The organism is Rhodopseudomonas palustris HaA2, assembly GCF_000013365.1.
GTDB classification, from domain to species: Bacteria; Pseudomonadota; Alphaproteobacteria; order Rhizobiales; family Xanthobacteraceae; genus Rhodopseudomonas; species Rhodopseudomonas palustris_J.
This window is the reverse complement of record NC_007778.1, coordinates 4,458,253-4,481,554: the sequence shown is the minus strand read 5'-3', so window position 1 is coordinate 4,481,554 and position 23,302 is coordinate 4,458,253. Positions and strand designations below refer to the sequence as shown.

At 65.4% G+C, this 23,302-nt stretch carries 24 protein-coding genes and 2 tRNA genes; 14 read left to right on the top strand and 12 right to left on the bottom strand.

Annotated elements, in window-relative coordinates:
* Positions 1–242: 242 nt before the first annotated feature.
* Together RPB_RS25195 and RPB_RS24945 are read left to right on the top strand one after the other, a co-directional pair.
* A complete protein-coding gene (locus tag RPB_RS25195) occupies positions 243–371 on the top strand; it encodes a hypothetical protein (RefSeq protein WP_283804833.1) in 129 nt (42 codons plus the stop codon).
* Positions 372–680: 309 nt separating this feature from the next.
* Complete coding sequence (locus RPB_RS24945; RefSeq protein WP_198135132.1) at positions 681–848, top strand: hypothetical protein; 168 nt, start codon at positions 681–683, stop codon at positions 846–848.
* A 55-nt stretch (positions 849–903) separates the two neighbouring features.
* Here the strand turns inward: RPB_RS24945 and RPB_RS19800 are convergent, their stop codons facing one another.
* Both RPB_RS19800 and RPB_RS24735 read right to left on the bottom strand, forming a co-directional pair.
* A complete protein-coding gene (locus RPB_RS19800) occupies positions 904–1,221 on the bottom strand; it encodes an addiction module antidote protein (protein ID WP_011442803.1) in 318 nt (105 codons plus the stop codon).
* Positions 1,222–1,589: 368 nt separating this feature from the next.
* A complete protein-coding gene (locus RPB_RS24735; RefSeq protein WP_157038870.1) occupies positions 1,590–1,817 on the bottom strand; it encodes a hypothetical protein in 228 nt (75 codons plus the stop codon).
* Positions 1,818–2,332: 515 nt separating this feature from the next.
* Between RPB_RS24735 and RPB_RS19795 the strand changes: the two genes are divergently transcribed.
* A tRNA-Gly gene (locus RPB_RS19795) sits at positions 2,333–2,418 on the top strand.
* Positions 2,419–2,858: 440 nt separating this feature from the next.
* Here RPB_RS19795 and RPB_RS19790 read toward each other — a convergent pair.
* The 3 genes from RPB_RS19790 to RPB_RS19780 all read right to left on the bottom strand — a co-directional run bounded on the left by RPB_RS19790 (position 2,859) and on the right by RPB_RS19780 (position 5,176).
* Positions 2,859–2,933: transfer RNA gene (locus RPB_RS19790), tRNA-Val, on the bottom strand.
* A 155-nt stretch (positions 2,934–3,088) separates the two neighbouring features.
* Positions 3,089–4,321, bottom strand: a complete 1,233-nt coding sequence (locus tag RPB_RS19785) for a hypothetical protein (RefSeq protein WP_011442802.1) — start codon at positions 4,319–4,321, stop codon at positions 3,089–3,091.
* A 261-nt stretch (positions 4,322–4,582) separates the two neighbouring features.
* Positions 4,583–5,176 carry a DUF1134 domain-containing protein gene (locus RPB_RS19780; RefSeq protein WP_011442801.1) on the bottom strand — a complete coding sequence of 198 codons (594 nt, stop codon included), beginning with the start codon at positions 5,174–5,176 and terminating at the stop codon, positions 4,583–4,585.
* Positions 5,177–5,285: 109 nt separating this feature from the next.
* On the opposite strand from RPB_RS19780, the gene RPB_RS19775 reads away from it, so the two are divergent.
* Positions 5,286–5,792: a YHS domain-containing (seleno)protein gene (locus RPB_RS19775; RefSeq protein WP_011442800.1), complete on the top strand. Its 507-nt coding sequence runs from the start codon at positions 5,286–5,288 to the stop codon at positions 5,790–5,792.
* 20 nt (positions 5,793–5,812) lie between these two features.
* Here the strand turns inward: RPB_RS19775 and RPB_RS19770 are convergent, their stop codons facing one another.
* Positions 5,813–6,649 carry a 3'(2'),5'-bisphosphate nucleotidase CysQ family protein gene (locus RPB_RS19770; protein WP_011442799.1) on the bottom strand — a complete coding sequence of 279 codons (837 nt, stop codon included), beginning with the start codon at positions 6,647–6,649 and terminating at the stop codon, positions 5,813–5,815.
* 132 nt (positions 6,650–6,781) lie between these two features.
* Between RPB_RS19770 and chpT the strand changes: the two genes are divergently transcribed.
* From chpT to RPB_RS19740, 6 genes are all read left to right on the top strand, one after another.
* Entirely contained in the window at positions 6,782–7,435 is a 654-nt protein-coding gene (gene chpT / locus RPB_RS19765; RefSeq protein WP_011442798.1) for a histidine phosphotransferase ChpT, read from the top strand.
* Between the two features lie 186 nt (positions 7,436–7,621).
* Positions 7,622–10,426, top strand: coding sequence for a hybrid sensor histidine kinase/response regulator (locus tag RPB_RS19760; RefSeq protein ID WP_011442797.1), 2,805 nt, complete (start codon positions 7,622–7,624; stop codon positions 10,424–10,426).
* Between the two features lie 29 nt (positions 10,427–10,455).
* A complete protein-coding gene (locus RPB_RS19755) occupies positions 10,456–10,926 on the top strand; it encodes a chemotaxis protein CheW (protein WP_041798897.1) in 471 nt (156 codons plus the stop codon).
* A gap of 64 nt (positions 10,927–10,990) precedes the next feature.
* Positions 10,991–11,356: a response regulator gene (locus RPB_RS19750; protein ID WP_011442795.1), complete on the top strand. Its 366-nt coding sequence runs from the start codon at positions 10,991–10,993 to the stop codon at positions 11,354–11,356.
* A gap of 72 nt (positions 11,357–11,428) precedes the next feature.
* Entirely contained in the window at positions 11,429–12,595 is a 1,167-nt protein-coding gene (locus tag RPB_RS19745) for a protein-glutamate methylesterase/protein-glutamine glutaminase (RefSeq protein ID WP_011442794.1), read from the top strand.
* Positions 12,592–13,461: a CheR family methyltransferase gene (locus RPB_RS19740; RefSeq protein WP_011442793.1), complete on the top strand. Its 870-nt coding sequence runs from the start codon at positions 12,592–12,594 to the stop codon at positions 13,459–13,461. The genes RPB_RS19745 and RPB_RS19740 overlap by 4 nt, the downstream gene beginning before the upstream one ends.
* Positions 13,462–13,578: 117 nt before the next feature.
* On the opposite strand, the gene RPB_RS19735 is transcribed toward RPB_RS19740, so the two are convergent.
* From RPB_RS19735 to ctrA, 4 genes are all read right to left on the bottom strand, one after another.
* The gene (locus RPB_RS19735; RefSeq protein ID WP_011442792.1) at positions 13,579–14,736 is read right to left on the bottom strand and encodes a glutathionylspermidine synthase family protein; all 1,158 of its coding nucleotides are present in this window, start codon (positions 14,734–14,736) and stop codon (positions 13,579–13,581) included.
* A gap of 8 nt (positions 14,737–14,744) precedes the next feature.
* Positions 14,745–15,122, bottom strand: a complete 378-nt coding sequence (locus RPB_RS19730; RefSeq protein WP_011442791.1) for a hypothetical protein — start codon at positions 15,120–15,122, stop codon at positions 14,745–14,747.
* Positions 15,123–15,124: 2 nt separating this feature from the next.
* Entirely contained in the window at positions 15,125–15,529 is a 405-nt protein-coding gene (locus tag RPB_RS19725) for a DUF350 domain-containing protein (protein WP_011442790.1), read from the bottom strand.
* A 166-nt stretch (positions 15,530–15,695) separates the two neighbouring features.
* Positions 15,696–16,397, bottom strand: coding sequence for a response regulator transcription factor CtrA (ctrA, locus tag RPB_RS19720; protein WP_011442789.1), 702 nt, complete (start codon positions 16,395–16,397; stop codon positions 15,696–15,698).
* Positions 16,398–16,766: 369 nt separating this feature from the next.
* Here ctrA and fliI point away from each other — a divergent pair, with 369 nt between their 5' ends.
* The 4 genes from fliI (at position 16,767) to RPB_RS19700 (ending at position 20,264) form a co-directional block, all read left to right on the top strand.
* Entirely contained in the window at positions 16,767–18,092 is a 1,326-nt protein-coding gene (gene fliI, locus RPB_RS19715; RefSeq protein WP_011442788.1) for a flagellar protein export ATPase FliI, read from the top strand.
* 107 nt (positions 18,093–18,199) lie between these two features.
* A complete protein-coding gene (gene fliJ / locus RPB_RS19710; RefSeq protein ID WP_011442787.1) occupies positions 18,200–18,625 on the top strand; it encodes a flagellar export protein FliJ in 426 nt (141 codons plus the stop codon).
* A 182-nt stretch (positions 18,626–18,807) separates the two neighbouring features.
* The gene (locus RPB_RS19705; RefSeq protein ID WP_011442786.1) at positions 18,808–19,356 is read left to right on the top strand and encodes a sigma-70 family RNA polymerase sigma factor; all 549 of its coding nucleotides are present in this window, start codon (positions 18,808–18,810) and stop codon (positions 19,354–19,356) included.
* A complete protein-coding gene (locus RPB_RS19700) occupies positions 19,356–20,264 on the top strand; it encodes an anti-sigma factor (protein ID WP_011442785.1) in 909 nt (302 codons plus the stop codon). The genes RPB_RS19705 and RPB_RS19700 overlap by 1 nt, the downstream gene beginning before the upstream one ends.
* Positions 20,265–20,469: 205 nt before the next feature.
* Here the strand turns inward: RPB_RS19700 and RPB_RS19695 are convergent, their stop codons facing one another.
* Both RPB_RS19695 and flhA read right to left on the bottom strand, forming a co-directional pair.
* Positions 20,470–20,673 (bottom strand): hypothetical protein, encoded by a 204-nt coding sequence (locus tag RPB_RS19695; protein ID WP_011442784.1) that lies wholly within the window; start codon positions 20,671–20,673, stop codon positions 20,470–20,472.
* 327 nt (positions 20,674–21,000) lie between these two features.
* Positions 21,001–23,130 (bottom strand): flagellar biosynthesis protein FlhA, encoded by a 2,130-nt coding sequence (gene flhA, locus RPB_RS19690; protein WP_011442783.1) that lies wholly within the window; start codon positions 23,128–23,130, stop codon positions 21,001–21,003.
* Positions 23,131–23,302: the final 172 nt, after the last annotated feature.

Genomic DNA, 23,302 nt, shown 5'->3' with positions numbered 1-23,302 from the left:
GGACGCCCCCGCCATCGGCCGCGAATTGCAGCAGGCCGGCCCGCTTCAGGGCTTCGGCGCGCTCCGGCCCGGGCTTCATCTTGCGGGCGGCCTCCAGAGCTTCCCTCGCATCCTGTTCGGAGCTGGCGGATCGGAATCGTCCGCGCGTGCTTCGCTGGGCGCCGGTCGAGGCGGGCGCGGACTCGTCAGATGTCGCGCTCGGCTCGGTGGGTTCTCCGCGATCGTGCCCCGTCTGTCCCCCCATGGGCCGCGCCTCAGCCGCGGTGACCGAAGCGGCCACCGATCGGCCCGCCGCCGGCGGCGTCCGGCTGCTGGTCGCTGGCGCCATGGCGGTCGCGATCGGCACCGTGCGTCCCGGCACGATGCGCTGACGGTCCTGATGCTGGAAGGCTCGACGGGAGTTGTTTCATGATCGATCGGGGCAATACACCCATCTCCGTGATTCAAATGAGGCGCAGACGAAACCGCCGCGGCCGACAGCCGAAGGTGATCAAACGTTCCATCCCCGAAAGGGTTGCGTTGAATCAGTCCCACAGCTGTGTCGGCCCACAATTCGGCCGTGCGATGGCGCCCGGCCCGACAAGCCGGGATTTCGGGGGAGGCCGCTGGTTGGAAACAATTGATTGTGGGACAACGAGACGGCGCGACGCACCTCTGCGGCGCAACGGATGGATGGATCGATGAACGACCACAAGCAGCATGATCGAGAACAGCCCGCGGCGGCCGGGCGCGGCGGCAGGCCGATCCATCATTCTCCGGTTTTCTGGATCGGTATCCTGCTCTGCCTGGCCGCCATCATCGTCTATCTCTGGTCCGACGACCTGTCGTGGCGGCCCAGCGGGCAGTAAGCAGATCGGTCGGTCCGAAGGCTCGCGAGATCGACCATGCTGGCGGGCGGTTACGTCACGCCACGGCCTTCTTCCGCGGCTTGGCTCCAGCCGGTTCGGCCGTCAGCCGGATTCCCATGGCGCCGAACACCCGCAGGACGGTGGCGAATTCGGGGTTACCATTCTCGCCGAGCGTCTTGTAGAGCCCCTCTCTGGTCACGCCAGCGGCCTTGGCGACCGCGCTCATGCCCTGCGCGCGGGCGACGAGATTGAGCGCGTCACGCACTTCGGTGGGATCGCCATCGGCGAGAACGATGCTCAGATACTCCGCTCGGGCTTCCGGCGTGCGAAGGTGTTCGGCGGCGTTGAATTTCTTCAGTTTGCTGACTTTCATCCTCAGTCCTCCAATGCCTCTGCGATGTCCTTGGCCTGTTTCGCGATCGGCGATCATGCGGCAATTGTAATCTACAGATTACAACCCGCGACCGCGATGTAGCCTATGGATGACAGATCGGAATCCCGGCCGATCGGCGATCCTCGCCGCATTGCGGGCTTCAACAGAGGGACGGGTGCAACGGAATGGATGGTCGGCGCACAAGGGATCGAACCTTGGACCTCTCCCGTGTGAAGGGTTAGGGGCAATCTTTATGATACGTGATTTCAATATACTAGCCGGCAATTGCTGCTCGATGCACGGCCCATGCACGGACTTGAGGAGGTAGTTGCCTTTGACGGCAACTACCAGTTTGTCACCTCTGTGACTCACATGTCAGCTTCTTCAGTTTCACTTTCTTTTTGAAGCTTCAATACAAGCTCGCCAAGCTTCTCGATGGGGACATTGATCTGGCCTTTCAAGACCGCATTGCCCAACGCGCGCTTTGCAGAGCACAATTCGTGCTCCAACAATCGCCGTCGAAACCTCTCACTCCGGAGTTCATTTCGAGCTTCAGATAGCCAGCCACGAATTTCGTCTTTGGTCGGCTGGATCATCGTCGCGCCTAAAGTTCTAGCCATTGTTCCTCGCACATTCCGTTGCAACCCCCGCAGTTCCAATAGTTGGGGTTGCGTCAGACCGGAGGGGAGGTCTGCAGGGCAAAAAATTAACGAACATTTACTGGAGGTTTTGAACTACCACCGCGAGGATTAGTCGGCCATTCGCCCGGTTTCCGATGCGGCTTGTGCCGCATGGGAATCCTCTCGCTCATGCTCCGCAGTGGTCGGCCGGACAGGCGAAAAATCCTGGATAGCGTCGCCGCCTAGCTTGGGACGCTAGCGCAGGCGCACCGTGCACTCCCGCTGCCGCAAGTATGGAGCGGCGGCAAGTCAGAAAACACCCCTAGAATTGGGCTAGGAGCCTTAAGCGACCTGCTGAAGGGGGATAACGTGGGGGAAAATGCACGGAAAGTTAACGTTCACGAAATCGTGAACGATTGACCGAGCTAATTCGTCATAGATATGGGGAAGGTTAGACCGGTCCGCGCTTCCAACGCGGACCGGTTGAAACCGGGGGCGTGGCGAAACTGGTAAACGCAGTGGTCTTCCAAACCACTTCCGGCACGGATTGCGGGTTCAAGTCCCGCCGCCCCCACCACACTGGAGATTTAGTCCATCTCCGGGGATAAATATCTATATTGCCATCATTGGATTCTTGTCAACAAAATTGTCTCACCATCATCGATAGTATTGTTTTTCCATCACAATCAATCGAGTTTTCCATCGCGATAGATTCCACATAACTTCAACGATGTGTCTCTCATCTTAGGTGTATGATTGCCGAGTTCACTGCAGTTATAGAGCGCGCGCAGCTCTGTCGGCGTCGATCTCTGCCTGGTGGATAGATAATTGCTGGGTTGATCGCCATGGTGCTCGGTCCATGGATTCTCCGATCTGCATCGCCGCCCTGAGAGACCGCGAGGAGGATGCACGGCTAATGCACGGATGTTCCTACCCTGTTCAACCCAAATAGGCACTTTGGTGTCCTCTGGTGTGCCAGAGGGCAGTAGAAAAAGTGAAGCAATTCAGGGCATTTAATGGTGGGCGCACAAGGGATCGAACCTTGGACCTCTCCCGTGTGAAGGGAACGCTCTCCCGCTGAGCTATGCGCCCGGGACCGATCGGAACGGGCCGCGGGGCGGCCGGTCGTCGTGATCGTTGATCGGGCGATTTACGGAGTGCGGGGCGGGGGTGTCAAGCGCCAAGCCCCGGATTTGCGGCCGGGTTCACCCGTTTGCCGCGGTCGCGGGGGACGATGCCGCGGCCCGTCAGCCGATCTGTCGGGCGCGCGAGGCGTGGGATTGCAGCGCGCGGATGCGTTCGGCGAGCGTGCCGCCTGTGACCGCCGGGGCGGCGGGCGTTGCGGCGGCGCCGTTGGCGCGGGCCGGCGCGGCCGGCGGGGTCGCTCTGGACGACGGGGCGGTGGGCGCGGGCGCGGGCTGGCTCGCCAGAATCGCCTCGATCGGCGAATCCGGGCCCTCCAGCGTGATCGCCAGCCTGGCGACTTCGGCGGCGATGTCGTTGATGCGCTCGCGCAGCAGCGCGTTCTCCATCCGCTCGGTCGCCCAGGTGTTCTCGGTCTGCTGCTGGATCGCCGCCAGTTCGCGCTGCGCCTGCGCGCGCTCGTCGCGGGCGAGACGCAACTGTTCTTCGAGCGCGGCCTTCTCGTCGCGCAGCCGGGCGAGCTCGGGCGCGGCCGCAGCAGCCTTGCCGGTGCTCTTGGCGGCGGCGCGCAGCTCGGCATTCTCGGCCTCGAGCGCGGCGACGCGGCTGCCGAGCATCTCGGCCTCCTTGACCTGCGCCAGCAATTGCCGGTCGAGATCGGCGACGCGCTGGCTGAGATTGTCGACGCGCGCGCGGGCGTCCTCGAGCTCGCGGGTCGCGTTGGCGGATTCACCGCGCTGCGCTTCGAGCCGGGTCTGCGTCGCGGCGAATTCCCGCTCGGCGTCGCCGACGCGGGCGCGTAGCTCCTCGATCTGGGTGCGCACCGCCACCAGTTCGATCTGCCGCGTGTCGGCGAGCATCGAGCGGTCCGCCAGTTCGGCGTTGATCTGCGCCAGCTCGGCCTGCTTCTCGGTCAGCGCCGTCTCGGCGCCGCGCAGCGCCTGGGTCTTGGCGGCGAAATCCGCCTCGGTGGCGCGGAGCTGTTCCTGCACCGCCTTCTCGCGCGCCTCCAGCGTGAAGATCGCCTCGTTCTTTTCGGCGAGCTCGACCTTGAGGCGGTTGACCGCGTCGCTCTTGCGCCCGAGTTCGGCGAGCTGGCTGGTGGTCTTGTGCTTGAGCTGGTCGACGCTCATTTCCAGCCGTCGCGCCGACATCGCGAATTCGGCGCGGAGCTGGTCCTTGTCGGCCTGGATCTCGGCCATCGACAGCGGCGTCGCCGCCTCCAGCCGCTTGGTCGTCAGCCGCACCGCGCGATGATGCACCAGCGGCGCGATCATCAGCGCCAGCAGCATCGCCACCAGAAAGCCGATCGCCAGATACATGATCTGTTCGACCATGACATTCTCCTACCCGAGGAATTCGAGCGCTCACATCCCCGCGATCCGGCCGGCCGGTGCAGCGGGTTCTGCCTGCGCGACGTCTGTTTGCGAGCCGATGGTGCGGCGAGCCGTTGCCTGAACATGGGGCCGGCCAGACGATCGCCGTCCGGCCGGAAATCTCCAGCCACGACAATGCCACGGAGCGGCGCCGCAGCGCCAGTGCGTTGCGGCGTTAACGTGAATCCCGGCGGGGGATGGCGGCCGAACAGGCGGGCCGGGTCAGAACGGATTCCAGGTCGCCGACGGCGTGAACTTCAGATAGCCGATATTGGCGCCGAGCCGCAGCCCGATGCCGGACTGGATCGGCACCAGCACGATGTTGTTGGCGGTGAGCGCCGTCATGCCGAAGCCACCGACCACATAGGCCGAGCCGTCGATGCCGCCGAAGCGCTGGTAGATCGCATTGGTCGAGGGCAAATTGTAGACCAGCGTCATGGTGCGGGCGCCGTTGCCGCCCCAGTCGAAGCCGACCGACGGGCCCTGCCAGTACACCCGCAGATCGCCGGCGTTCTTGGTGTAGAGCGTGCCCTCGCCGTAGCGCAGGCCGGCCACGAACGCGCCGGAGCCTTCCTCGCCCAGCACGTAGCCGTTCGGCAGGCCCCATTGGCTGACCGCGCGCTCGATCACCGAGGCCAGCCCGCGCGACACGTTGCCGAAGAAGCGATGGCCGGCATTCATCAATTCGTCCGGCGCGTAGGTGTTCGGGCCGGGCCCGGCTTTGGGCGGCATTTGCTGCTGCTGCGCCGATGCCGGCATGATCAAGGCGGCCGACGCAAGCAGCGCCAGCGCCACACGACGTGAAACGATGGTCATCAAACTCACCCCTGGGTCCCAATCCCCGACGCCGCCTTAACCGGATGCTGACCCGCATCCCCTAGTGTGGCGCCTCTGCCCCGCGACTCGGACGTTATCGGGTTCAACTATGACGGCACAACGGCAGGAAGGAAACGCGCTGCGTCACGGTCTCGCCACAATCGGACTCGCTGCGTTGCTGCTGTGGCCCGCGGGTTCCTTGGCGTGGGCGGAAGGCGCCACGACCCAGCGAATCGTGGTCGATCGGCACACCGGACTCGCGATCGACGGCTTCGATCCGGTGGCCTATTTCACCGACGGTGAGGCCCGGAGCGGGGTTGCCGACTTCGAGGCCACCGCCGCCGGCGCGATCTGGCGATTCCGCGGCGCCTCCAACAGGGCCGCCTTCCTGAGCCATCCCGGGATCTATGCGCCGCAGTTCGGCGGTCATGATCCCGTGGGGATCGCCCGCGGCGTGCCGTTGCGGGGCAATCCGACGATCTGGCTGATCTCTGGCCAGCGGCTGTATTTGTTCAGTCGGCAGGAGGACCGCGACGCCTTCGCGGCCGATCCGGAGCGCATTCTGGCCCAGGCGCAGCAGCAGTGGCCGGCGCTCCTGGCCACGCTGGCGGAATAGCGCGCTGTCGCGGCGGCGTCTCAGGCTGCTGCCCGGGCATCCCCCCAGGCGATGAATTCCGGCACGATGAAGTTCGGTCGCGGCTCGTCGAACCGCAGCGGCCGGCCGCTGCTGTCGGTCAGTTCGCCGCCGGCGGCGATCACCACGGCGGCGCCGGCGGCGATGTCCCATTCGCAGGTCGGCGACAGCCGCGGATAGATGTCGGCCGCGCCGTCGGCGATCCGGCAGAATTTCAGCGCCGATCCCATCCGCGCGTGGACGCCGCCTGGCCGCTCGGCGATGAACGCCAGAGTGCGTTCGTCGAGATGCAGCCGGCTGATCGCCACGACCCACGGCGCTCCGTCGGCCGGCATCGGCCGGGTGTGGATCGGCGTCGTGTCGTAGCCGGTGCCGTCGGCGTCGACCGCCAGCCGCTCGGCGCCGTGGCCGACCAGGCCGCGCCACACCAGGCCCAGCGCCGGCGCCCCGACGATGCCGAGCAGCGGCTTGCCGTCGGTCACCAGCGCCAGATTGACGGTGAATTCGTCACGCCCGGCGACGTATTCCTTGGTGCCGTCGAGCGGATCGACCAGGAAGAAGCTCCCGGTATTCGGCCGGCCGAGGTCGCAGCGCTCTTCCGACAGCGCCGGCACGTCGGGCGCGATCCGCTTCAGCCCCTCGGCGATGATGCGGTCGGCGGCGAGGTCGGCGGAGGTCACCGGCGAGCCGTCCGGCTTGTGCTCGACCGGGTCGGAGCGGTCGGTGGCGAGGATCGCGGCCCCGGCGCGCAGCACCAGCTCGGTCAATGGCTGCATCAAAGCGACGGCGTCGTTGTGCGAAATCACCGGTCCTGTCCCGAACGCCTGGCCCTTGCCCATCAACCCGTCGTCCTCCGTCTGGCCGGTTGTCCCGGTCCCTCTGTTGGCAGCGCAACCGGCCGCAGTGTATCAAGCCATGCAACATGGCTGATTCGTCTCGAACGAGCCGCGCGGTTTCCGAGGAGCAGACAAATGTCCGTCAATCCCCCTCCCGTCCAGCCCCCCGCGCCGGACGCGCTCGAATTGGCGGCGCTGCTGTGCTCGCGTGTCTGTCATGATCTCATCAGTCCGGTCGGCGCGATCGTCAATGGCCTCGAGGTGCTGGACGACAGTTCCAAGCAGGAAGATCGTGATTTCGCCCTCGATCTGATCCGCAAGAGCGCCCGGACCGCGTCCGCTCGGCTGCAATTCTGCCGGCTGGCCTTCGGCGCCGCGGGTTCCGCCGGCGCCCAGATCGACCTCGGCGACGCGCAGAACATGGCCCGCGGCCATCTCGAGGACGAGAAGACCAAGCTCGCCTGGAATCTGCCGCGGGTGCTGCTGGCGAAGAATCGGGTCAAGCTGCTGCTCAACATGCTGATCATCGCGCAGCAGACGATCCCGCGCGGCGGCACCTTGACGGTGGACCCGGTCGGCGAGGGCGACAATCTGTCGTTCCGCGTGGTGGCTGCGGGCCTCAATGCGCGGATGCCGCAGAACATCGTCGAGAAGCTCAACGGCAGTCACGCCGGCCCGGTCGAGTCGCACGGCGTGCAGCCTTACTACACGCGCCTGCTGGCCGAGTCCTGCGGGCTCGCGGTGACGCTCGCACCGGAGGGCGAAGCCATGGTCGTCAGCGCGACCTGAGCGCCGGCCCGCATGGTAAAGGCGAGGTTACGACGATCCGCCTAGTAGTCGTACGCGTTCGACTATTGATTTAAACGGACTCACCCGTCCGGGATACGCAACCAATATTAAACGCTTTCCGCAGACAGTGGCCGCATCACTTCGGTCACGGCTGCTGCCGTGTGCCGCGCAAAGAGGCCAGCGCACATGGACGATCTTCTCCGTGAGTTCTTGACGGAAACCTTCGAAAGCCTGGATACGGTTGACAATCAACTGGTCCGCTTCGAGCAGGAGCCGAACAACGCGAAGATACTGGATAATATCTTCCGGCTCGTTCACACCATCAAGGGTACCTGCGGGTTCCTCGGGCTGCCGCGACTGGAAGCGCTGGCGCATGCGGCCGAGACGTTGATGGGCAAATTCCGCGACGGCATGCCGGTCACCGGCGAGGCGGTGACGCTGATCCTGACCACGATCGACCGCATCAAGGACATTCTCGGCGGACTGGAAGCGACCGAGGCCGAGCCCGAGGGCGACGACGGCGACCTGATCGGCGAACTCGAACGGCTGTCGATGCGCACGCCGGAGCAGATCGCCGCCGAGCTCGGCGGCAGCGCTGCGCCGGTCGACGAAGCCGTTCCGGAGGACGCTGCGCCGGTCGAAGCGGCCGTGGCCGCACCGGCGGTGGCAGAAGGTTCGCTGGTGCCGCAGACGCTGGAGCGTCCGTTGCGCCCGGGCGAAGTGTCGCTCGACGAGCTGGAGCGCGCGTTCCAGGAAACCGCGATCGAAGTGGCCTCGCCGCCGCTGGCGCCGGTCGCGAGCGAGCCGGAGAAGCCGGCCGAGGCTCCGCCTGCGGTCGTCGAAGCAGCCAAGCCGGCGCCGAAGCCGGCCGCCAAGGCCCCGAAGAAGAATGCCGACGCCGAGGCTCCGGCCGAGGGCGACCGGATCGCCAACCAGTCGATCCGCGTCAACGTCGACACGCTCGAACACCTGATGACGATGGTGTCGGAGCTGGTGCTGACCCGCAACCAGCTGCTCGAGATCAGCCGTCGCCACGAGGACACCGAATTCAAGGTGCCGCTGCAGCGGCTCTCGACCGTCACCGCCGAGTTGCAGGACGGCGTGATGAAGACCCGGATGCAGCCGATCGGCAACGCCTGGCAGAAGCTGCCGCGGATCGTGCGCGATCTCGCCGCCGAACTCGGCAAGCAGATCGAACTCGAGATGCACGGCGCCGATACCGAACTCGACCGCCAGGTCCTCGACCTGATCAAGGATCCGCTCACCCACATGGTGCGCAACTCCGCCGATCACGGTCTGGAGCGGCCGGAGGAGCGGGTGCGCAACGGCAAGCCCGAGCAGGGCACGATCCGTCTGTCCGCCTATCACGAAGGCGGCCATATCGTGATCTGCATCGCCGACAACGGCCGCGGCCTCAACACCGAGCGGATCAAGGCGAAGGCGATCGCCAACGGCCTGGTCACCGAGGCCGAGGTCGAGAAGATGACCGAGGCGCAGATCCACAAGTTCATCTTCGCGCCCGGGTTCTCGACCGCCGCCGAAGTCACCAGCGTGTCCGGCCGCGGCGTCGGCATGGACGTGGTGCGTACCAATATCGACCAGATCGGCGGCACCATCGAGATCAAGTCGGTGGCCGACGAAGGCTCCAGCGTCACCATCAAGATCCCGCTGACGCTGGCGATCGTCTCGGCGCTGATCGTCGAGGCCGGCGGCGATCGCTTCGCGATCCCGCAGCTCGCGGTGGTCGAACTGGTGCGGGCGCGGGCCAATTCCGAGCACCGCATCGAGCGTATCAAGGACACTCCGGTGCTGCGTCTGCGCGACAAGCTGCTGCCGCTGATGCACCTGAAGAAGCTGCTGCACATCGACGACGGCACCGCCTCGACCGAGCCGGAGAACGGCTTCATCGTGGTGACCCAGGTCGGCAGCCAGACCTTCGGCATCGTCGTCGACGGCGTGTTCCACACCGAGGAAATCGTCGTCAAGCCGATGTCGACCAAGCTGCGCCACATCGGCATGTTCTCGGGCAACACCATCCTGGGCGACGGCGCGGTGATCATGATCGTCGATCCGAACGGGATCGCGCAGGCGCTCGGCACCTCGGTGTCGGCGCAGCACGACCTGGCGGAGCAGAGCGCGGCGACCCGCGCGGCCACGACCGAGCAGCTCACCTCGCTGCTGGTGTTCCGCTCCGGCTCGCCGCAGCCGAAGGCGGTGCCGCTGTCGCTGGTCACCCGGCTCGAAGAGATCGCCGCCGACAAGATCGAATCGTCGAACGGCCGCTACATGGTGCAGTACCGCGATCAACTGATGCCGCTGGTGCTGATGGAGGGCGTCGAGGTCGCGAGCACGGGTGTGCAGCCGATCCTGGTGTTCGCCGACGAAGATCGCAGCATGGGTCTCGTGGTCGACGAGATCGTCGACATCGTCGAGGAGCATCTGCAGATTCAGGTCGGCTCCAGCCGCGACGGCATTCTCGGCTCGGCGGTGATCAAGGGGCTCGCCACCGAAGTCATCGACGTCGCTCACTTCCTGCCGATGGCGTTCTCCGACTGGCTCTCCCGCAAGGAGATGAAGCAGTCGATCGCCAGCCGGTCGGTGCTCCTGGTCGACGACTCCGCGTTCTTCCGCAACATGCTCGGCCCGGTGCTGAAGGCAGCCGGCTACAAGGTGCGGCTGGCGACTTCGGCGGTCGAAGGACTCTCGGTGCTGCGTAGCGGCGCCAGCTTCGACGTGATCCTGACCGACATCGAGATGCCGGAAATGAACGGCTTCGAGTTCGCCGAGGCGATCCGCGCCGACACGAAACTGGCGCCGACGCCGGTGATCGCGCTGTCCTCGCTGGTGTCGCCGGCGGCGATCGAGCGCGGACGCCAGGCCGGCCTCACCGACTACGTCGCCAAATTCGATCGTCCCGGCCTGATTGCGGCGCTGAAGGAGCAAACCGCGAGCACCGAGCGGGTCGAGGCATTGCAGCAGCAGGCGGCATGATGACCGACATCCAGGAAAGACAGCACACCATGAACCGGCAGGTCGATGCCATCAGCGGCAACACCACCCAATTCGCCACTGCGATGATCGGCGGACAGCTGTTCGGGCTGCCGATCTCGCGCGTCCAGGACGTGTTCATGCCGGAGCGGCTGACGCGGGTGCCGCTGGCTCCCGACGACGTCGCCGGCGTGCTCAATCTCCGCGGCCGCATCGTCACGGCGATCGACATGCGCACCCGTCTCGGCCTGCCGCGGATCGACGACGGCAAGCCGCCGATGGCGATGGGCGTCGATCTGCGCGGCGAATCCTACGGCCTGCTGATCGACACGATCGGCGAAGTGCTGACGCTTCCCGACGAAGGCCGCGAGGTCAATCCGGTCAATCTCGACCCGCGGATGGCGTCGTTCGCCAACGGCGTTCATCGTCTCGACGGCCAGCTGATGGTCGTTCTCGACGTCGACAAGGTTCTCGAAATCGCGAACGCGCGGATGGCCGCGTAACCCCGCGATGGCTTCGGCCGCAACCATCGTCCGCCGATCCGGCGGCGACTGATAGAGGCAGACAATGAAGACATGTTTGGTGGTCGACGATTCGAGCGTGATCCGAAAGGTCGCGCGACGCATTCTCGAAGGCCTCGACTTCGAGATCGTCGAAGCTGAGGACGGCGAGAAGGCGCTCGAACTCTGTAAGAACGGGTTGCCCGACGCGGTGCTGCTCGACTGGAACATGCCGGTGATGGACGGCTACGAATTCCTGCGCAATCTGCGCCGGATGCCGGGCGGCGATCACCCGAAAGTGGTGTTCTGCACCACCGAGAACGACGTCGCGCACATCGCGCGGGCGCTGCATGCCGGCGCCAACGAGTACATTATGAAGCCGTTCGACAAGGACATCGTCACGGCGAAGTTCCAGGAAGTCGGCCTGATCTGACGGGGTCTGCCGGGATGTCGTCGACGCTGCGTCATTCGACGCGGCGGGGGTGTCGTGTTGCGTCGGTGTGTGATGAGTGTAGCTCTGGCAGGAAGTCCGGCCATCAATGCGACGCAGTATGAACCGCTGCGGGTGATGGTCGTCGACGATTCGGTGGTGATTCGCGGGCTGATCTCGCGTTGGATCGAGGCCGAGCCCGACATGGTCGTCGCGGCCTCGCTGCGCACCGGGCTCGACGCGGTCAATCAGGTCGAACGCATCAAGCCGGACATCGCCCTGCTCGACATCGAGATGCCCGAGCTCGACGGCATCGCCGCGCTGCCGCAATTGCTGGCCAAGAAGCGCGACCTGATCGTCATCATGGCGTCGACCCTGACGCGCCGTAACGCCGAGATCAGCTTCAAGGCGCTGTCGCTCGGCGCCGCCGACTACATTCCGAAGCCGGAGACGACCCGCGAATCCGCCGGCGCCGAGGTGTTCAGGCACGACCTGCTGCAGAAGATCCGCCATCTCGGCGGCAAGGTGCGGCGCAGGGTCTCGGCGCCGAGCGCCAGCGCGCCCATGGTCGCGCGCGTTCGCGAGGCGGCCGCAGCACCGGCCGCGCCGAGCGTCGCCAGTCAGGCGGCGCTGGTGAAGCGTGCGTTCGGCCCGACGGCGCCGCGCGTGCTGCTGATCGGGTCCTCGACCGGCGGGCCGCAGGCGCTGATGTCGCTGGTCGCCGAGATCGGTCCGGTGATCGACCGCTATCCGGTGCTGATCACGCAGCATATGCCGCCGACCTTCACGACGATTCTCGCCGAACATCTGATGCGCGCCGCCCGGCGGCCGGCGCACGAGGGCGTCGACGGCGAACTGATCAAGCCGGGCCGGATCTATCTGGCCCCCGGCGGTCGCCACATGCGGGTGACCCGCCAGGGCGGACAGCCCGCGATCGCGCTCGACGACGGCCCGGCGGTGAATTTCTGCAAGCCCGCGGTCGACCCGCTGTTCACCTCGGCGATCGACGTCTGGCAGGGCGGGATCATGGCGGTGGTGTTGACCGGAATGGGGTCCGACGGCATGCGCGGCGGCAAGGACATCGTCGCCGCCGGCGGCAGCGTGATCGCCCAGGACGAGGCCAGCAGCGTGGTGTGGGGCATGCCCGGCGCGGCGGCGAATGCCGGCATCTGCGCCGCGGTGTTGCCGCTCAATCAGATCGGGCCGAAGCTCGTACGTTTGTTTTCAGGAGATCGGTCGTGACGCCGCTGGACTACGAATATCTGCGCAAGGCGTTGAAGGACCGCTCCGGGCTCGATCTGTCGATCGACAAGCAGTACCTCGTCGAAAGCCGGCTGCTGCCGCTGGCGCGGCGCTACGGGCTCTCCGGCATCCCCGACCTCGTCCAGAAGATGAAGGGCGGCGCCGACAAGATGACGGCCGAAGTGGTCGAGGCGATGACCACCAACGAGACGTTCTTCTTCCGCGACAAGCTGCCGTTCGATCATCTGCGCGAAGAGATCCTGCCGGCGCTGCTGCAGGCCCGCGCCGGACGGCGATCCTTGCGGATCTGGTGCGCGGCATCCTCGACCGGGCAGGAGCCTTATTCGATCGCGATGTGCCTGAAGGAGCTCGGCCCCGCCGTCGCCGGCTGGCGCTTCGAGATCGTCGCGACCGATCTGTCGCCCTCGGTGCTGGAGAAGTCGAAATCCGGCCTGTTCACCCAGTTCGAGGTGCAGCGCGGATTGCCGATCCAGTTGCTGGTGAAGTACTTCAAGCAGACCGGCGAGCTGTGGGAGATCAGCCCCGAGCTCCGTGCCATGATCCAGCACCGCCAGTTCAACCTGCTGCAGGACTACGGCCAGCTCGGCATGTTCGACGTGATCTTCTGCCGCAACGTGCTGATCTATTTCGATCAGGCGACCAAGATCTCGATCTTCGAGCGGCTCGCCAAGCGGCTCGAGCCCGACGGCTATCTCGCGCTCGGCGCCGCCGAAACCGTGGTCGGCCTGACCGACGCGTTCAAGCCGCATCCGACAAGGCGCGGGATCTATCTGCCGAACACCAAGTCGCCGTCGATCGTGCCGGCGGCCAAGCCGGCCCTGGCCAGCGCCGGGTTCGGACGCTGAGCAACGTCACACGAGCCGTGCCGCGGCTGGCCCAGCCGTTGCGAATCCTCCGCGGTGATATGGCGGTTGACGCATGCAGCCGAGCCGTCGTCGGATGACGAGATAGATTCACCGCAACTACAAGATCGCGTGCGGCACGAAGCGCGACGTGTTGCCGGTGATCAGGCTGTCGTCCTCGCGAATTGACAGCCCGCAGGGCGAGCCATCGACCAGCCAGCTTCCCAGCACCGGGTGCTGCCCTGAAAAATTCGGCAGCGGATCGGCGGCCTGGCGGATGTAGCCTTCTGCTCCATAGGGGCCGTCCTCGGCCGCTTCGATCGCACCGTCGTTGACGAGCGTGATATTGGCGCCTTCGCGCGAGTACAGCGGCTTGCGCACGAAGGATGCTCCCAATTGCCCCGCCTCGGGATCGTCCTCGAAATAGGCCGGCAGCAGATTCGGGTGTCCGGGGTGCATCTTCCACAACAGAGGCAGGATGCCCTTGTTGGACAGGATGGCTTTCCATGGCGGCTCCATCCAGCCGGTCTGCGCCTCGGCAAGCCGGGGGCCGAAGGCTTCGCGAAACAGCCACTCCCACGGGTACAACTTGAACGCCAGCTCGATGTTGCGGTCTTGCAGATCGACGAAGCCGCCGCCGCTTCGCCATCCGATGTCGGCGATGTCGATCAGCACGGTCTCGACGCCGCCTTGCTGCGCGACGTCCATGAGATAGTGCAGTGTGCCGCTGTCTTCGGCGCTGCTCAGCGTGCCGGTGAGGTGGAGCCGCCGGCCGCCGGCGAAGCGACGCCAGGCCGCGATCAGCCGTTCGTGCAACGAATTGAACTGGTCGGCGCGTTTCGGAATGATCTGCCGTGCGGTCGCCTGCTCGAGCCACGTCCATTGAAAGACCGCGGCCTCGAACAGAGACGTCGGCGTATCCGCATTGTATTCGAGTAGCTTCGCGGGATCGCGGCCGTCGAAACGGAGGTCGAGCCTGCCGTACAGGCTGGGATCGCCGCGACGCCAGCTCGTGGCGATGAACGACCAATATTGTTCCGGAATGTTGAGGCGACGAAGCATGGGCTCGTCGCGAATGGCCCGGTCCACGAGGTCAAGGCACATCGCGTCGAGCTCTGCCGTCGGCGCTTCGATCTGCCGCTCGATTTCGTCGAGCGTGAACGCGTAGTAGGTGCGCTCGTCCCAATAGCGCTGGCCGGAGGCGCTATGGAAATTGAATCCGCAGCCGGCGGCCGTGGCTTCCCAGTCGTCGCGTTCTGCGCAGGCGATCCGGCGCATCGGCTGGACTATCCGCCGCCCGAGAAATGCGTAGTGAACGCGTTCCCGAACGAGCCGAATCCGCCGCGGTCGGTCTCGCCCACGATCGATTGCGTCCAGCCACCCCCGGACGAGCGCCGCGTGTCGCCCAAGATCGATTGCGCCCAATCACCTCCGGATCCGCTCTGCCAGGCGGATGAGGTGCCGCGATCCTCGCTTGTCGCGGTGTGCGCCGACGCCTCGGCGTTACTCTTTTGCTTCGGCATCAGGGCATTGGCAGTGGCGCCCACCGCGATCGTGCCCATCACCAACAGCACCACCTTTTGCGATCGCTTGAGGGGCGGCACGGCCGGCGTTGGAGGCGGGGGGCGGCGCTTGCCGAACTCGTCCGAGCCGTCTGCGGACATAGTCAGATCACCATCGACGCAGCGTTGAGGACGCCGGCGGCAAGCGATGCACAACCGAGCCAGATCGCCGGCGCGAGTTCGCCCTGGGCGATCCGCTGCGACAGGTTGGTGACCGGGATGCGAACCGCATAATAGACGATGATCTGGACGAGCAGGGCGATCACGCTCCAGATCATGCAGTCGACGGCGTTGGCGGAATGGACGATGGCGCTCGCCACCGGAAGCACGAAGCCGAGCAGGCTGAGGCCGAGCGCAATCGCGGCGGCCGCCCCATTGCCGTTGATCAGGGCGAACTCATCGTGCCCGGTCACCCGGGTATAGACGAAGAGGTAGAGAACGACAGCGACCAGCCCGGTGCAGAAATACACCAGAAAGGCGGGCAATCCCGCCAACGACTGCAGCAGCATCGATCACCCCCGCAACCATGAGCCTGCCCGCCCACAATCGTGGTGTTTGCAGCGCGATGCAAGCCGCCGGCGGCGCTCCCCCCACAAACAAAAACCCCGCCATTTGCGGCGGGGTTCAGTCGGGAGGTGAGCGCCTGACCGGGCGCTCCTTGAAAGACGAAAGCGATCAGGCCGGGATGCGGACGTCGTCTTCGGTCGGTTCGCGCAGCACGTAGCCGCGGCCCCACACCGTTTCGATGAAGTTGCGGCCGTCGGAGGCGTTGGCGAGCTTCTTGCGCAGCTTGCAGATGAAGACGTCGATGATCTTCAGTTCCGGCTCGTCCATCCCGCCATAGAGATGGTTCAGGAACATTTCCTTGGTCAGCGTCGTGCCCTTGCGGAGCGAGAGCAGCTCCAGCATCTGGTATTCCTTGCCGGTCAGATGCACGCGCTGGCCGCCGACTTCGACGGTCTTGGTGTCGAGATTGACGACGAGATCGCCGGTCTGGATCACCGATTGGGCATGGCCCTTGGAACGGCGGACGATGGCATGGATGCGGGCGACCAGCTCGTCCTTGTGGAACGGCTTGGTCATGTAGTCGTCGGCGCCGACGCCGAGACCCTTCACCTTGTCCTCGATGCCGGCGAGGCCGGACAGGATCAGGATCGGGGTTTTGATCTTGGAGACCCGCAGCTGCTTGAGAACGTCGTAACCGGACATGTCCGGCAGGTTCAGATCGAGCAGGATGATGTCGTAATCGTACAATTTGCCGAGGTCGACGCCTTCTTCACCGAGATCCGTCGTGTAGACATTGAAACTCTCGGATTTGAGCATCAATTCGATCGACTGCGCAGTCGCGCTGTCATCTTCAATCAGCAATACGCGCATGCCAGTCCCCTTATAGCGCCGCTCCGGGCGTCAGGCGTCCGCACTACCTGCGGCACTGGAAACGCCTCTGAACAACTGATTCGGATCCTGACAAGGTATGGTTAACAAATCCTGATTCTGGTCCGCAAGGTCTGTTCGTGCAATTTTTGCAGAATCGCCGTAAGATGTTGCGTAGAAGCAGTTTTTTGTTACCGGGCCTCTTCAGGTTTCACATTAAGAGTCAGCGTCAACCGACTCCCGCGACTCGTACCTTCGTTCTGAAGGGCAAGCGCGTTCAGCCACCAAAGACAGTGACGCAATGATTAACGATGCGGGTAAACACGAAGTTAAGGTGACAGCGCAGCGCCCCACAAACTTAAGGGTTTTGCAATGAAGGCCCTGGCCGAACAGATCGGCGACATCGACGGCGTCAATATTTATGGCCGGGTTGTGGGCGTCCGCGGCCTCATGGTCGAGATCGCCGGACCGATCCATGCGATGTCGGTCGGCGCGCGAATTGTCGTTGAAACAGGGGGCGATCGCAACATTCCCTGCGAGGTGATCGGCTTCACCGGCAACAATGCGATGGTGATGCCGTTCGCCGGGCTGGAAGGTGTGCGCCGCGGCTGCCGCGCGGTGATCGCCAATTCGGCCGCCCAGGTCCGGCCGTCGCAGGCCTGGCTCGGCCGTGTCATTAACGCTCTCGGCGAGCCGATCGACGGCAAGGGGCCGCTGCCGCAGGGGCCGTCGCCGATGCGGTTCCGCAATACGCCGCCGCCGGCGCATTCGCGCAAGCGGGTCGGCGCGCCGCTCGATCTCGGCGTGCGTGCGCTGAACACCTTCCTCACCTGTTGCCGCGGCCAGCGCATGGGCATCTTCGCCGGTTCCGGCGTCGGCAAGTCGGTGCTGTTGTCGATGCTGGCGCGCAACGTCGACGCCGCGGTCTCGGTGATCGGGCTGATCGGCGAACGCGGCCGCGAGGTGCAGGAGTTCTTGCAGGACGATCTCGGCGAGGAGGGCATGGCGCGCTCGGTGGTGGTGGTGGCGACCTCCGACGAGCCGGCGCTGATGCGGCGGCAGGCCGCCTATCTGACGCTGTCGATCGCCGAATATTTTCGCGACGAGGACAAGGACGTGCTGTGCCTGATGGATTCGGTGACGCGCTTTGCGATGGCGCAGCGCGAAATCGGCCTGTCCGCCGGCGAGCCGCCGACCGCCAAGGGCTACACGCCGACCGTGTTCACGGAGTTGCCGAAGCTGCTGGAGCGCGCCGGGCCGGGCCTCGGCGAGGGGACGATCAGCGGCATCTTCACCGTGCTGGTCGACGGCGACGATCACAACGAGCCGGTCGCCGATGCGGTGCGCGGCATTCTCGACGGCCACATCGTGATGCAACGCTCGATCGCCGAGCGCGGCCGTTTCCCGGCGATCAACGTGCTGAAATCGGTGTCGCGGACCATGCCGCGCTCGGCCGATCCGGCCTATCTGCCGGTGATCAAGCGCGCCCGTCAGGTGATGGCGACTTACGCCGACATGGAGGAGCTGATCCGGCTCGGCGCCTACCGGCCCGGCTCCAGCGCCGAGGTCGACGAAGCGGTGCGGCTGCACGAGCCGCTGGAGGAGTTCCTGCGGCAGGGCAAGGACGAGGCGACCAGCCTGTCCGCAGGATATCTCCAGCTCGAGCAGATCCTGAAGAGTGTGGAAACGGAACGCTAACTTTGTCGCGTCATCATGCTTGGCACGTCAATCGTTTTGCCGGTTGGCCCCTTGCGGGAGACCGGCCTGTCCCGCGTCGAATCGGGACTTCTGGGGAGTAAGAGTCGATGAAGTCACGTGACACGCTGATCCGCTTGAAGAAGTTTCAGGTCGACGAGCGGCGCAGGCGGGTGGCCCAGATCGAGGGGATGATCGCGGACTTCCAGCGGATGTCGAACGATCTGGAGCGCGAAATCCAGACCGAGCAGGACCGCGCCGGCATCACCGATCCCACCCACTTCGCCTATCCGACCTATGCCAAGGCCGCGATCCAGCGCCGCGAGAATCTCACCCGCTCGGCCGACGAATTGCGGGTTCAGCTCGAGGACGCGCGCGCGCAATTGTCCGAGGCGTTCGACGAGTTGAAGAAGGTCGAGCTGCTCGACGAGCGCGATCAGGCCCGCGAGCGCGCCGAGGAAAGCGCGCGCGAACAGGCCGACCTCGACAGCATCGGGCTGATGCGGTCGCGCCTCGGCGCCGTTGCCTCGGCCTGACCGACCTCTGCCTTGCCGATTCCGACAAGCCCGGGCGCCCGCGCCCGGGCTTTTGCCGTGCTGTATCCACAGCAGAGACCGCTGCGACATGGCGGACCGAAACGTCGCGAGATATGCTACGAACGGCCGACGCGCTCGACCGGACGGTCGGGGCGGCGCGGAATTGCCGGGATGGGGACTGAATGCTGACGTCGGCTGAGTTGGTCTGGCTGCTTGCCGCTGTGGCCAAAGGGGATCAGGCAGCCTTCGAGCGGCTCTACAACGCCACGCGCGCGAAACTCTACGGCGTGGTTCTGCGTATCTTGAGACGTCAGGATCTCGCGGAAGAAGTCATCCAGGAAACGTACGTCAAGATCTGGAACAGCGCCGGAACGTTCAATCCCGGCGTGGCGTCGCCGATCACCTGGATGGCGTCGATCGCGCGGAACCGGGCCATCGACGTGGCGCGCAAGCGCAGCGAGGTTTCGATCGAGGACGAGCCTGCGGCGCAGGAAGCCGCGGCGGATTCGCCGGATCCGCTGGCGCGCCGGGAGATGACTGAAGAATTGAAGCGGCTGCTCGAATGCGTCGGCCGGCTGGAGCCGGATCGCCAGAAGCTCGTGCTGCTCGCTTACTACAATGGTTGGAGCCGCGAACAGCTCGCGGCGAAATTCGATGCGCCGGTGAACACGGTCAAGACTTGGCTGCGTCGCAGCCTGCTCGATATCCGGGAGTGTCTGGGACTCGTCTGATGGCCATTAGCGAAGACCATATCGCGCTCGCCGCGGAATACGCGCTCGGTACGCTCGATGCCGGCGAGCGGGCGCAGGTCGAGTCCATGATGGCTGCCGACGCGCACTACGCGGCGCTGGTCGACGCCTGGCAGATCAAGCTCGGCGCGCTCAACCAGATGGTCGGCTTCGTCGAGCCGTCCCCCGAGGTGTGGGAGCGGATCAAGGCGTCGATCGGGATGGCCGGCGAGCAGCAGGCGTTTGCATTGCCGCCGGCTGCGGAGACGCCCAAAGCTGCGCCGCCGCTGACGCCGCTGACGCCGCCGACGCCGGCCAACGACACCGGCTCCGGCCTCAGCCCGGAATCGATGCGCGTCGTTCGCTTCGCCAAGCAGACCTATGTCTGGAAGCGGGTCGCTGGCGCGGCCGGCCTGCTGGCCGCGTCGCTGGCGCTGGTGATCGGCGCGCAGCTCTATCAGCCGGATGTGTTGCCGAATGCCATGCGGCCGGCGATCCGCACCCAGATCGTCAGGGTCGAGACCCCGCCGCCGGCGATCCCGGCGCAATACGTCGCGGTGCTGCAGCAGGACGGCAACTCGCCGGCCTTCATCCTCACCGTCGATGCCGGCAGCAAGAGCTTCACCGTGCGCCGCGTCGCGGCGACGCCGGAGCCGGGCAAGAGCTACGAACTCTGGCTGGTGTCGGACAAGCTGCAGAAGCCGCGCTCGCTCGGCGTCATCGGCGGCCGCGATTTCACCGTCAATCCGTCGCTCGCCGCCTATGATGCGGACATCGTCAGCAAGGCGACCTATGCGGTGACGATCGAGCCCGAAGGCGGCTCGCCGACCGGCGTCGCCACCGGTCCGATCGTCTACACCGGCAAGCTGGTCGAGAGCGTGCCGCCGACGCCGGTGACACCGCGGCGCTGACGTCGCCGCCCATGCCCCGCCTCACGGCGTCCGCGCGGCGCGATGTCTCATGCGGGAAGTCTCACGCGCGAAGTCTCACACGGGCAAAAGAAAAGCGCCCGTGGGGAGCGGGCGCTTTTCGTTCGGTCCACTTGGGGCGAGTGGACCTCTGCATGTCCACGCGGGCCTGGGGGCTTATCAGGCGCAGCGTGAATGCAACCGTGTATCAGCGAATGGCCGTCTCGCCCGACGTCGTGACCATGACCGGCTTGCCGGCCTTGATGACGCGCGCGGTCTGGGTATAGCCGTCCTCGGCGCCGCCGAGACGGGCGGAAATTCCGAGACCTGCCACCGTGATCCCCGCGACCAGCGCGACAACAACCACCTTGAGGTGGGTCGAACGATCAGCGCTGTAGATCGAATGGTTCATGGTGAGCCTCCTGGCGCCTTTTGCCGCCTTCGAGATTTGGTGGCTGAGATCTCGAAGCTGGTTCAAACAACTCGCCATAAAAACGTAGGTCATGGCCTGTACGTTCCCAAGAACCGATCACAAGGCAGTGATAGGATGTGAACAGTCGCGACTATGCGACTCCGCGTGTTTCGAAAATGATAAAATAAACAAGACATTGCGAGCGAGATGGCGACTTTTGGCAGGTTTGTTGGATTGACCGCTGCTCGACGACTCATCAATCCTTTGGCTTGTCTGTGGCGAAAATGCCGCGGTCGAACCCGACCGCGCGGACCTGCTTGACGGCCGTCATACGCTGCCGACCGTCTTCAGCCGGGCGCGCGGATGAATCTCGGCCTGCGACAGCACGGTGGTCTGGGCACGGAACCGTTCCACCAGCGAACGCACGAACGGCCGGATCGAGGCCGACGTCACGAGCACCGGGGCCTCGCCTTCGCGCGCGGCCTGTTCGAACCGGTCGCGCACCGCGGTCATGAATTCGGACAGCTTCGACGGCGCCATCGCCAGGCTGCGTTCGTCGCCCTGGCCGATGATCGATTCGGCGAACGCCTGCTCCCATTTCGCCGACAGCGCGATCAGCGGCAAATAGCCGTTGTACGAGGTGTTCTGCGCGCAGATCTGCCGCGCCAGCCTGGCGCGGACGTGCTCGACGATGGTGTTCGGGTTGCGCGAGAAGGCGAGCGCGTCGGCGACGCCTTCGAGGATGGTCGAGAGGTCGCGGATCGAGATACGCTCGGCGAGCAGCAGCTGCAGCACGCGCTGGATGCCCGAGACGGTGATCTGGCCGGGCACGATGTCCTTGACCAGTTCGCCTTGCTCCGCCGGCAGCTCCTTGAGCAGCTTCTGGGTCTCGCCATAGGACAACAGGTCCGACATGTTGCCCTTCAAGAGCTCGGTCAGGTGCGTCGACAGCACGGTGGCGGCGTCGACCACGGTGTAGCCCTTCAGCGAGGCCTCTTCCTTGAAGGCGGCGTCGACCCAGGTCGCAGGTAATCCAAAGGTCGGCTCGGTGGTGTGGATGCCCGGCACCGTCACCTGTTCGCCAGCCGGGTCCATCACCATGAACTGGTTCGGCCAGATCCGGCCGCTGCCGGCGTCGACTTCCTTGATCTTGATGACGTAGGTGTTGGCCTCGAGCTGAACGTTGTCGAGGATCCGCACCGCCGGCATCACGAAGCCCATTTCGATCGCCAGCGAACGGCGCAGCGCCTTGATCTGTTCGGTGAGGCGGTCGGTGCCGTCCGGGCCGTTGACCAGCGGCAGCAGCGCGTAGCCGAGCTCGATCTTGAGATCGTCGATCTTCAGCGCCGCGCTGATCGGCTCTTCGGCCGCCGCCGCGGCCGCGGCCGCGACCGCCTCGGGCGCCAGCGCCAGCGCCGCATCGTCCGCGGCCTTGCCGGCGGTCTTGCGCTTGCTCGCCGATACCGCGAGCCACGCCGCGCCGCCGCCGAGAAACAGGAACGGCAGCGTCGGGATGCCGGGCAGGGCGGCCAGCACCAGCATCACGCCGGCCGACATGCCGAGCGCCTGCGGATAGCCGGACAGCTGGCTCATCAGCGCCTTGTCGGCGGAGCCGGAGATGCCGGCCTTCGACACCAAGAGGCCGGCGGCGGTGGAGACGATCAGCGCCGGCACCTGCGTGACGAGGCCGTCGCCGACGGTCAGCAGCGTGTAGGTGTGGCCGGCCTCGGCGAAGGAGAGACCCTGCTGGGCTACGCCGATGATGATGCCGCCGATGACGTTGATGAACACCACCAGGAGGCCGGCGATGGCGTCGCCGCGGACGAATTTCGAGGCACCGTCCATCGCGCCGAAAAAGCCGCTCTCGTCTTCGAGCTCCTGGCGGCGCTTCTTGGCGGTGGCTTCGTCGATCAGGCCGGCGCTGAGATCGGCGTCGATCGCCATCTGCTTGCCGGGCATCGAGTCGAGCTGGAACCGCGCCGCGACTTCGGCGATGCGGCCCGAACCCTTGGTGATGACCACGAAGTTGACGATGATCAGGATCGTGAACACGATGATCCCGATCACGAAATTGCCGCCCATCACGAAGTTGCCGAACGCCTCGATGACGTGGCCGGCGGCGGCGGTGCCTTCATGGCCGTGCGACAGGATCAGCCGGGTCGAGGCCATGTTCAGCGACAGCCGCAGCATGGTCGAGATCAGCAGCACGGTCGGAAACGACGAGAATTCCAGCGGCGCCTGGATGAACAGAGCGGTCATCAGGATCAGGATCGACAGCGTGATCGAGATCGCCAGGAACAGGTCGAGCACGATCGCCGGCAGCGGCATGATCAGCACGACCAGGATGGTGAGCACGCCGAAGGCGAGCGCGAGATCGCCGCGCTTCAGCATCCCGCCGATGTCGCGCAGGCTGGGCAGCTTGCTGCCGGGGCCCTGGCCGACCGTCGTATCCGTCATGTCCGCCGCTCTCTCCCGCTGTCGTCTGCGCTTGCCGAACGCCCACGTCGCGACCGCGGCGTCGCCGACTCCGATGTGAGGCACCGCACTGGCGTCCACGGGCATTCCCCCGATGTTCGCGGCTGACGACACGTCCGATCACTCGGCAAAATTTGCCCAGTTTATGGTTAGG

Coding starts and splice junctions, on each gene's coding strand:
- RPB_RS25195 (WP_283804833.1), top strand. CDS start 243: ATGGGCCGCGCCTCAGCCGCGGTGACCGAAGCGGCCACCGATCGGCCC.
- RPB_RS24945 (WP_198135132.1), top strand. CDS start 681: ATGAACGACCACAAGCAGCATGATCGAGAACAGCCCGCGGCGGCCGGG.
- RPB_RS19800 (WP_011442803.1), bottom strand. CDS start 1,221: ATGAAAGTCAGCAAACTGAAGAAATTCAACGCCGCCGAACACCTTCGC.
- RPB_RS24735 (WP_157038870.1), bottom strand. CDS start 1,817: ATGATCCAGCCGACCAAAGACGAAATTCGTGGCTGGCTATCTGAAGCT.
- RPB_RS19785 (WP_011442802.1), bottom strand. CDS start 4,321: ATGGTCGAACAGATCATGTATCTGGCGATCGGCTTTCTGGTGGCGATG.
- RPB_RS19780 (WP_011442801.1), bottom strand. CDS start 5,176: ATGACCATCGTTTCACGTCGTGTGGCGCTGGCGCTGCTTGCGTCGGCC.
- RPB_RS19775 (WP_011442800.1), top strand. CDS start 5,286: ATGACGGCACAACGGCAGGAAGGAAACGCGCTGCGTCACGGTCTCGCC.
- RPB_RS19770 (WP_011442799.1), bottom strand. CDS start 6,649: ATGGGCAAGGGCCAGGCGTTCGGGACAGGACCGGTGATTTCGCACAAC.
- chpT (WP_011442798.1), top strand. CDS start 6,782: ATGTCCGTCAATCCCCCTCCCGTCCAGCCCCCCGCGCCGGACGCGCTC.
- RPB_RS19760 (WP_011442797.1), top strand. CDS start 7,622: ATGGACGATCTTCTCCGTGAGTTCTTGACGGAAACCTTCGAAAGCCTG.
- RPB_RS19755 (WP_041798897.1), top strand. CDS start 10,456: ATGAACCGGCAGGTCGATGCCATCAGCGGCAACACCACCCAATTCGCC.
- RPB_RS19750 (WP_011442795.1), top strand. CDS start 10,991: ATGAAGACATGTTTGGTGGTCGACGATTCGAGCGTGATCCGAAAGGTC.
- RPB_RS19745 (WP_011442794.1), top strand. CDS start 11,429: ATGAGTGTAGCTCTGGCAGGAAGTCCGGCCATCAATGCGACGCAGTAT.
- RPB_RS19735 (WP_011442792.1), bottom strand. CDS start 14,736: ATGCGCCGGATCGCCTGCGCAGAACGCGACGACTGGGAAGCCACGGCC.
- RPB_RS19730 (WP_011442791.1), bottom strand. CDS start 15,122: ATGTCCGCAGACGGCTCGGACGAGTTCGGCAAGCGCCGCCCCCCGCCT.
- RPB_RS19725 (WP_011442790.1), bottom strand. CDS start 15,529: ATGCTGCTGCAGTCGTTGGCGGGATTGCCCGCCTTTCTGGTGTATTTC.
- ctrA (WP_011442789.1), bottom strand. CDS start 16,397: ATGCGCGTATTGCTGATTGAAGATGACAGCGCGACTGCGCAGTCGATC.
- fliI (WP_011442788.1), top strand. CDS start 16,767: ATGAAGGCCCTGGCCGAACAGATCGGCGACATCGACGGCGTCAATATT.
- fliJ (WP_011442787.1), top strand. CDS start 18,200: ATGAAGTCACGTGACACGCTGATCCGCTTGAAGAAGTTTCAGGTCGAC.
- RPB_RS19705 (WP_011442786.1), top strand. CDS start 18,808: ATGCTGACGTCGGCTGAGTTGGTCTGGCTGCTTGCCGCTGTGGCCAAA.
- RPB_RS19700 (WP_011442785.1), top strand. CDS start 19,356: ATGGCCATTAGCGAAGACCATATCGCGCTCGCCGCGGAATACGCGCTC.
- RPB_RS19695 (WP_011442784.1), bottom strand. CDS start 20,673: ATGAACCATTCGATCTACAGCGCTGATCGTTCGACCCACCTCAAGGTG.
- flhA (WP_011442783.1), bottom strand. CDS start 23,130: ATGACGGATACGACGGTCGGCCAGGGCCCCGGCAGCAAGCTGCCCAGC.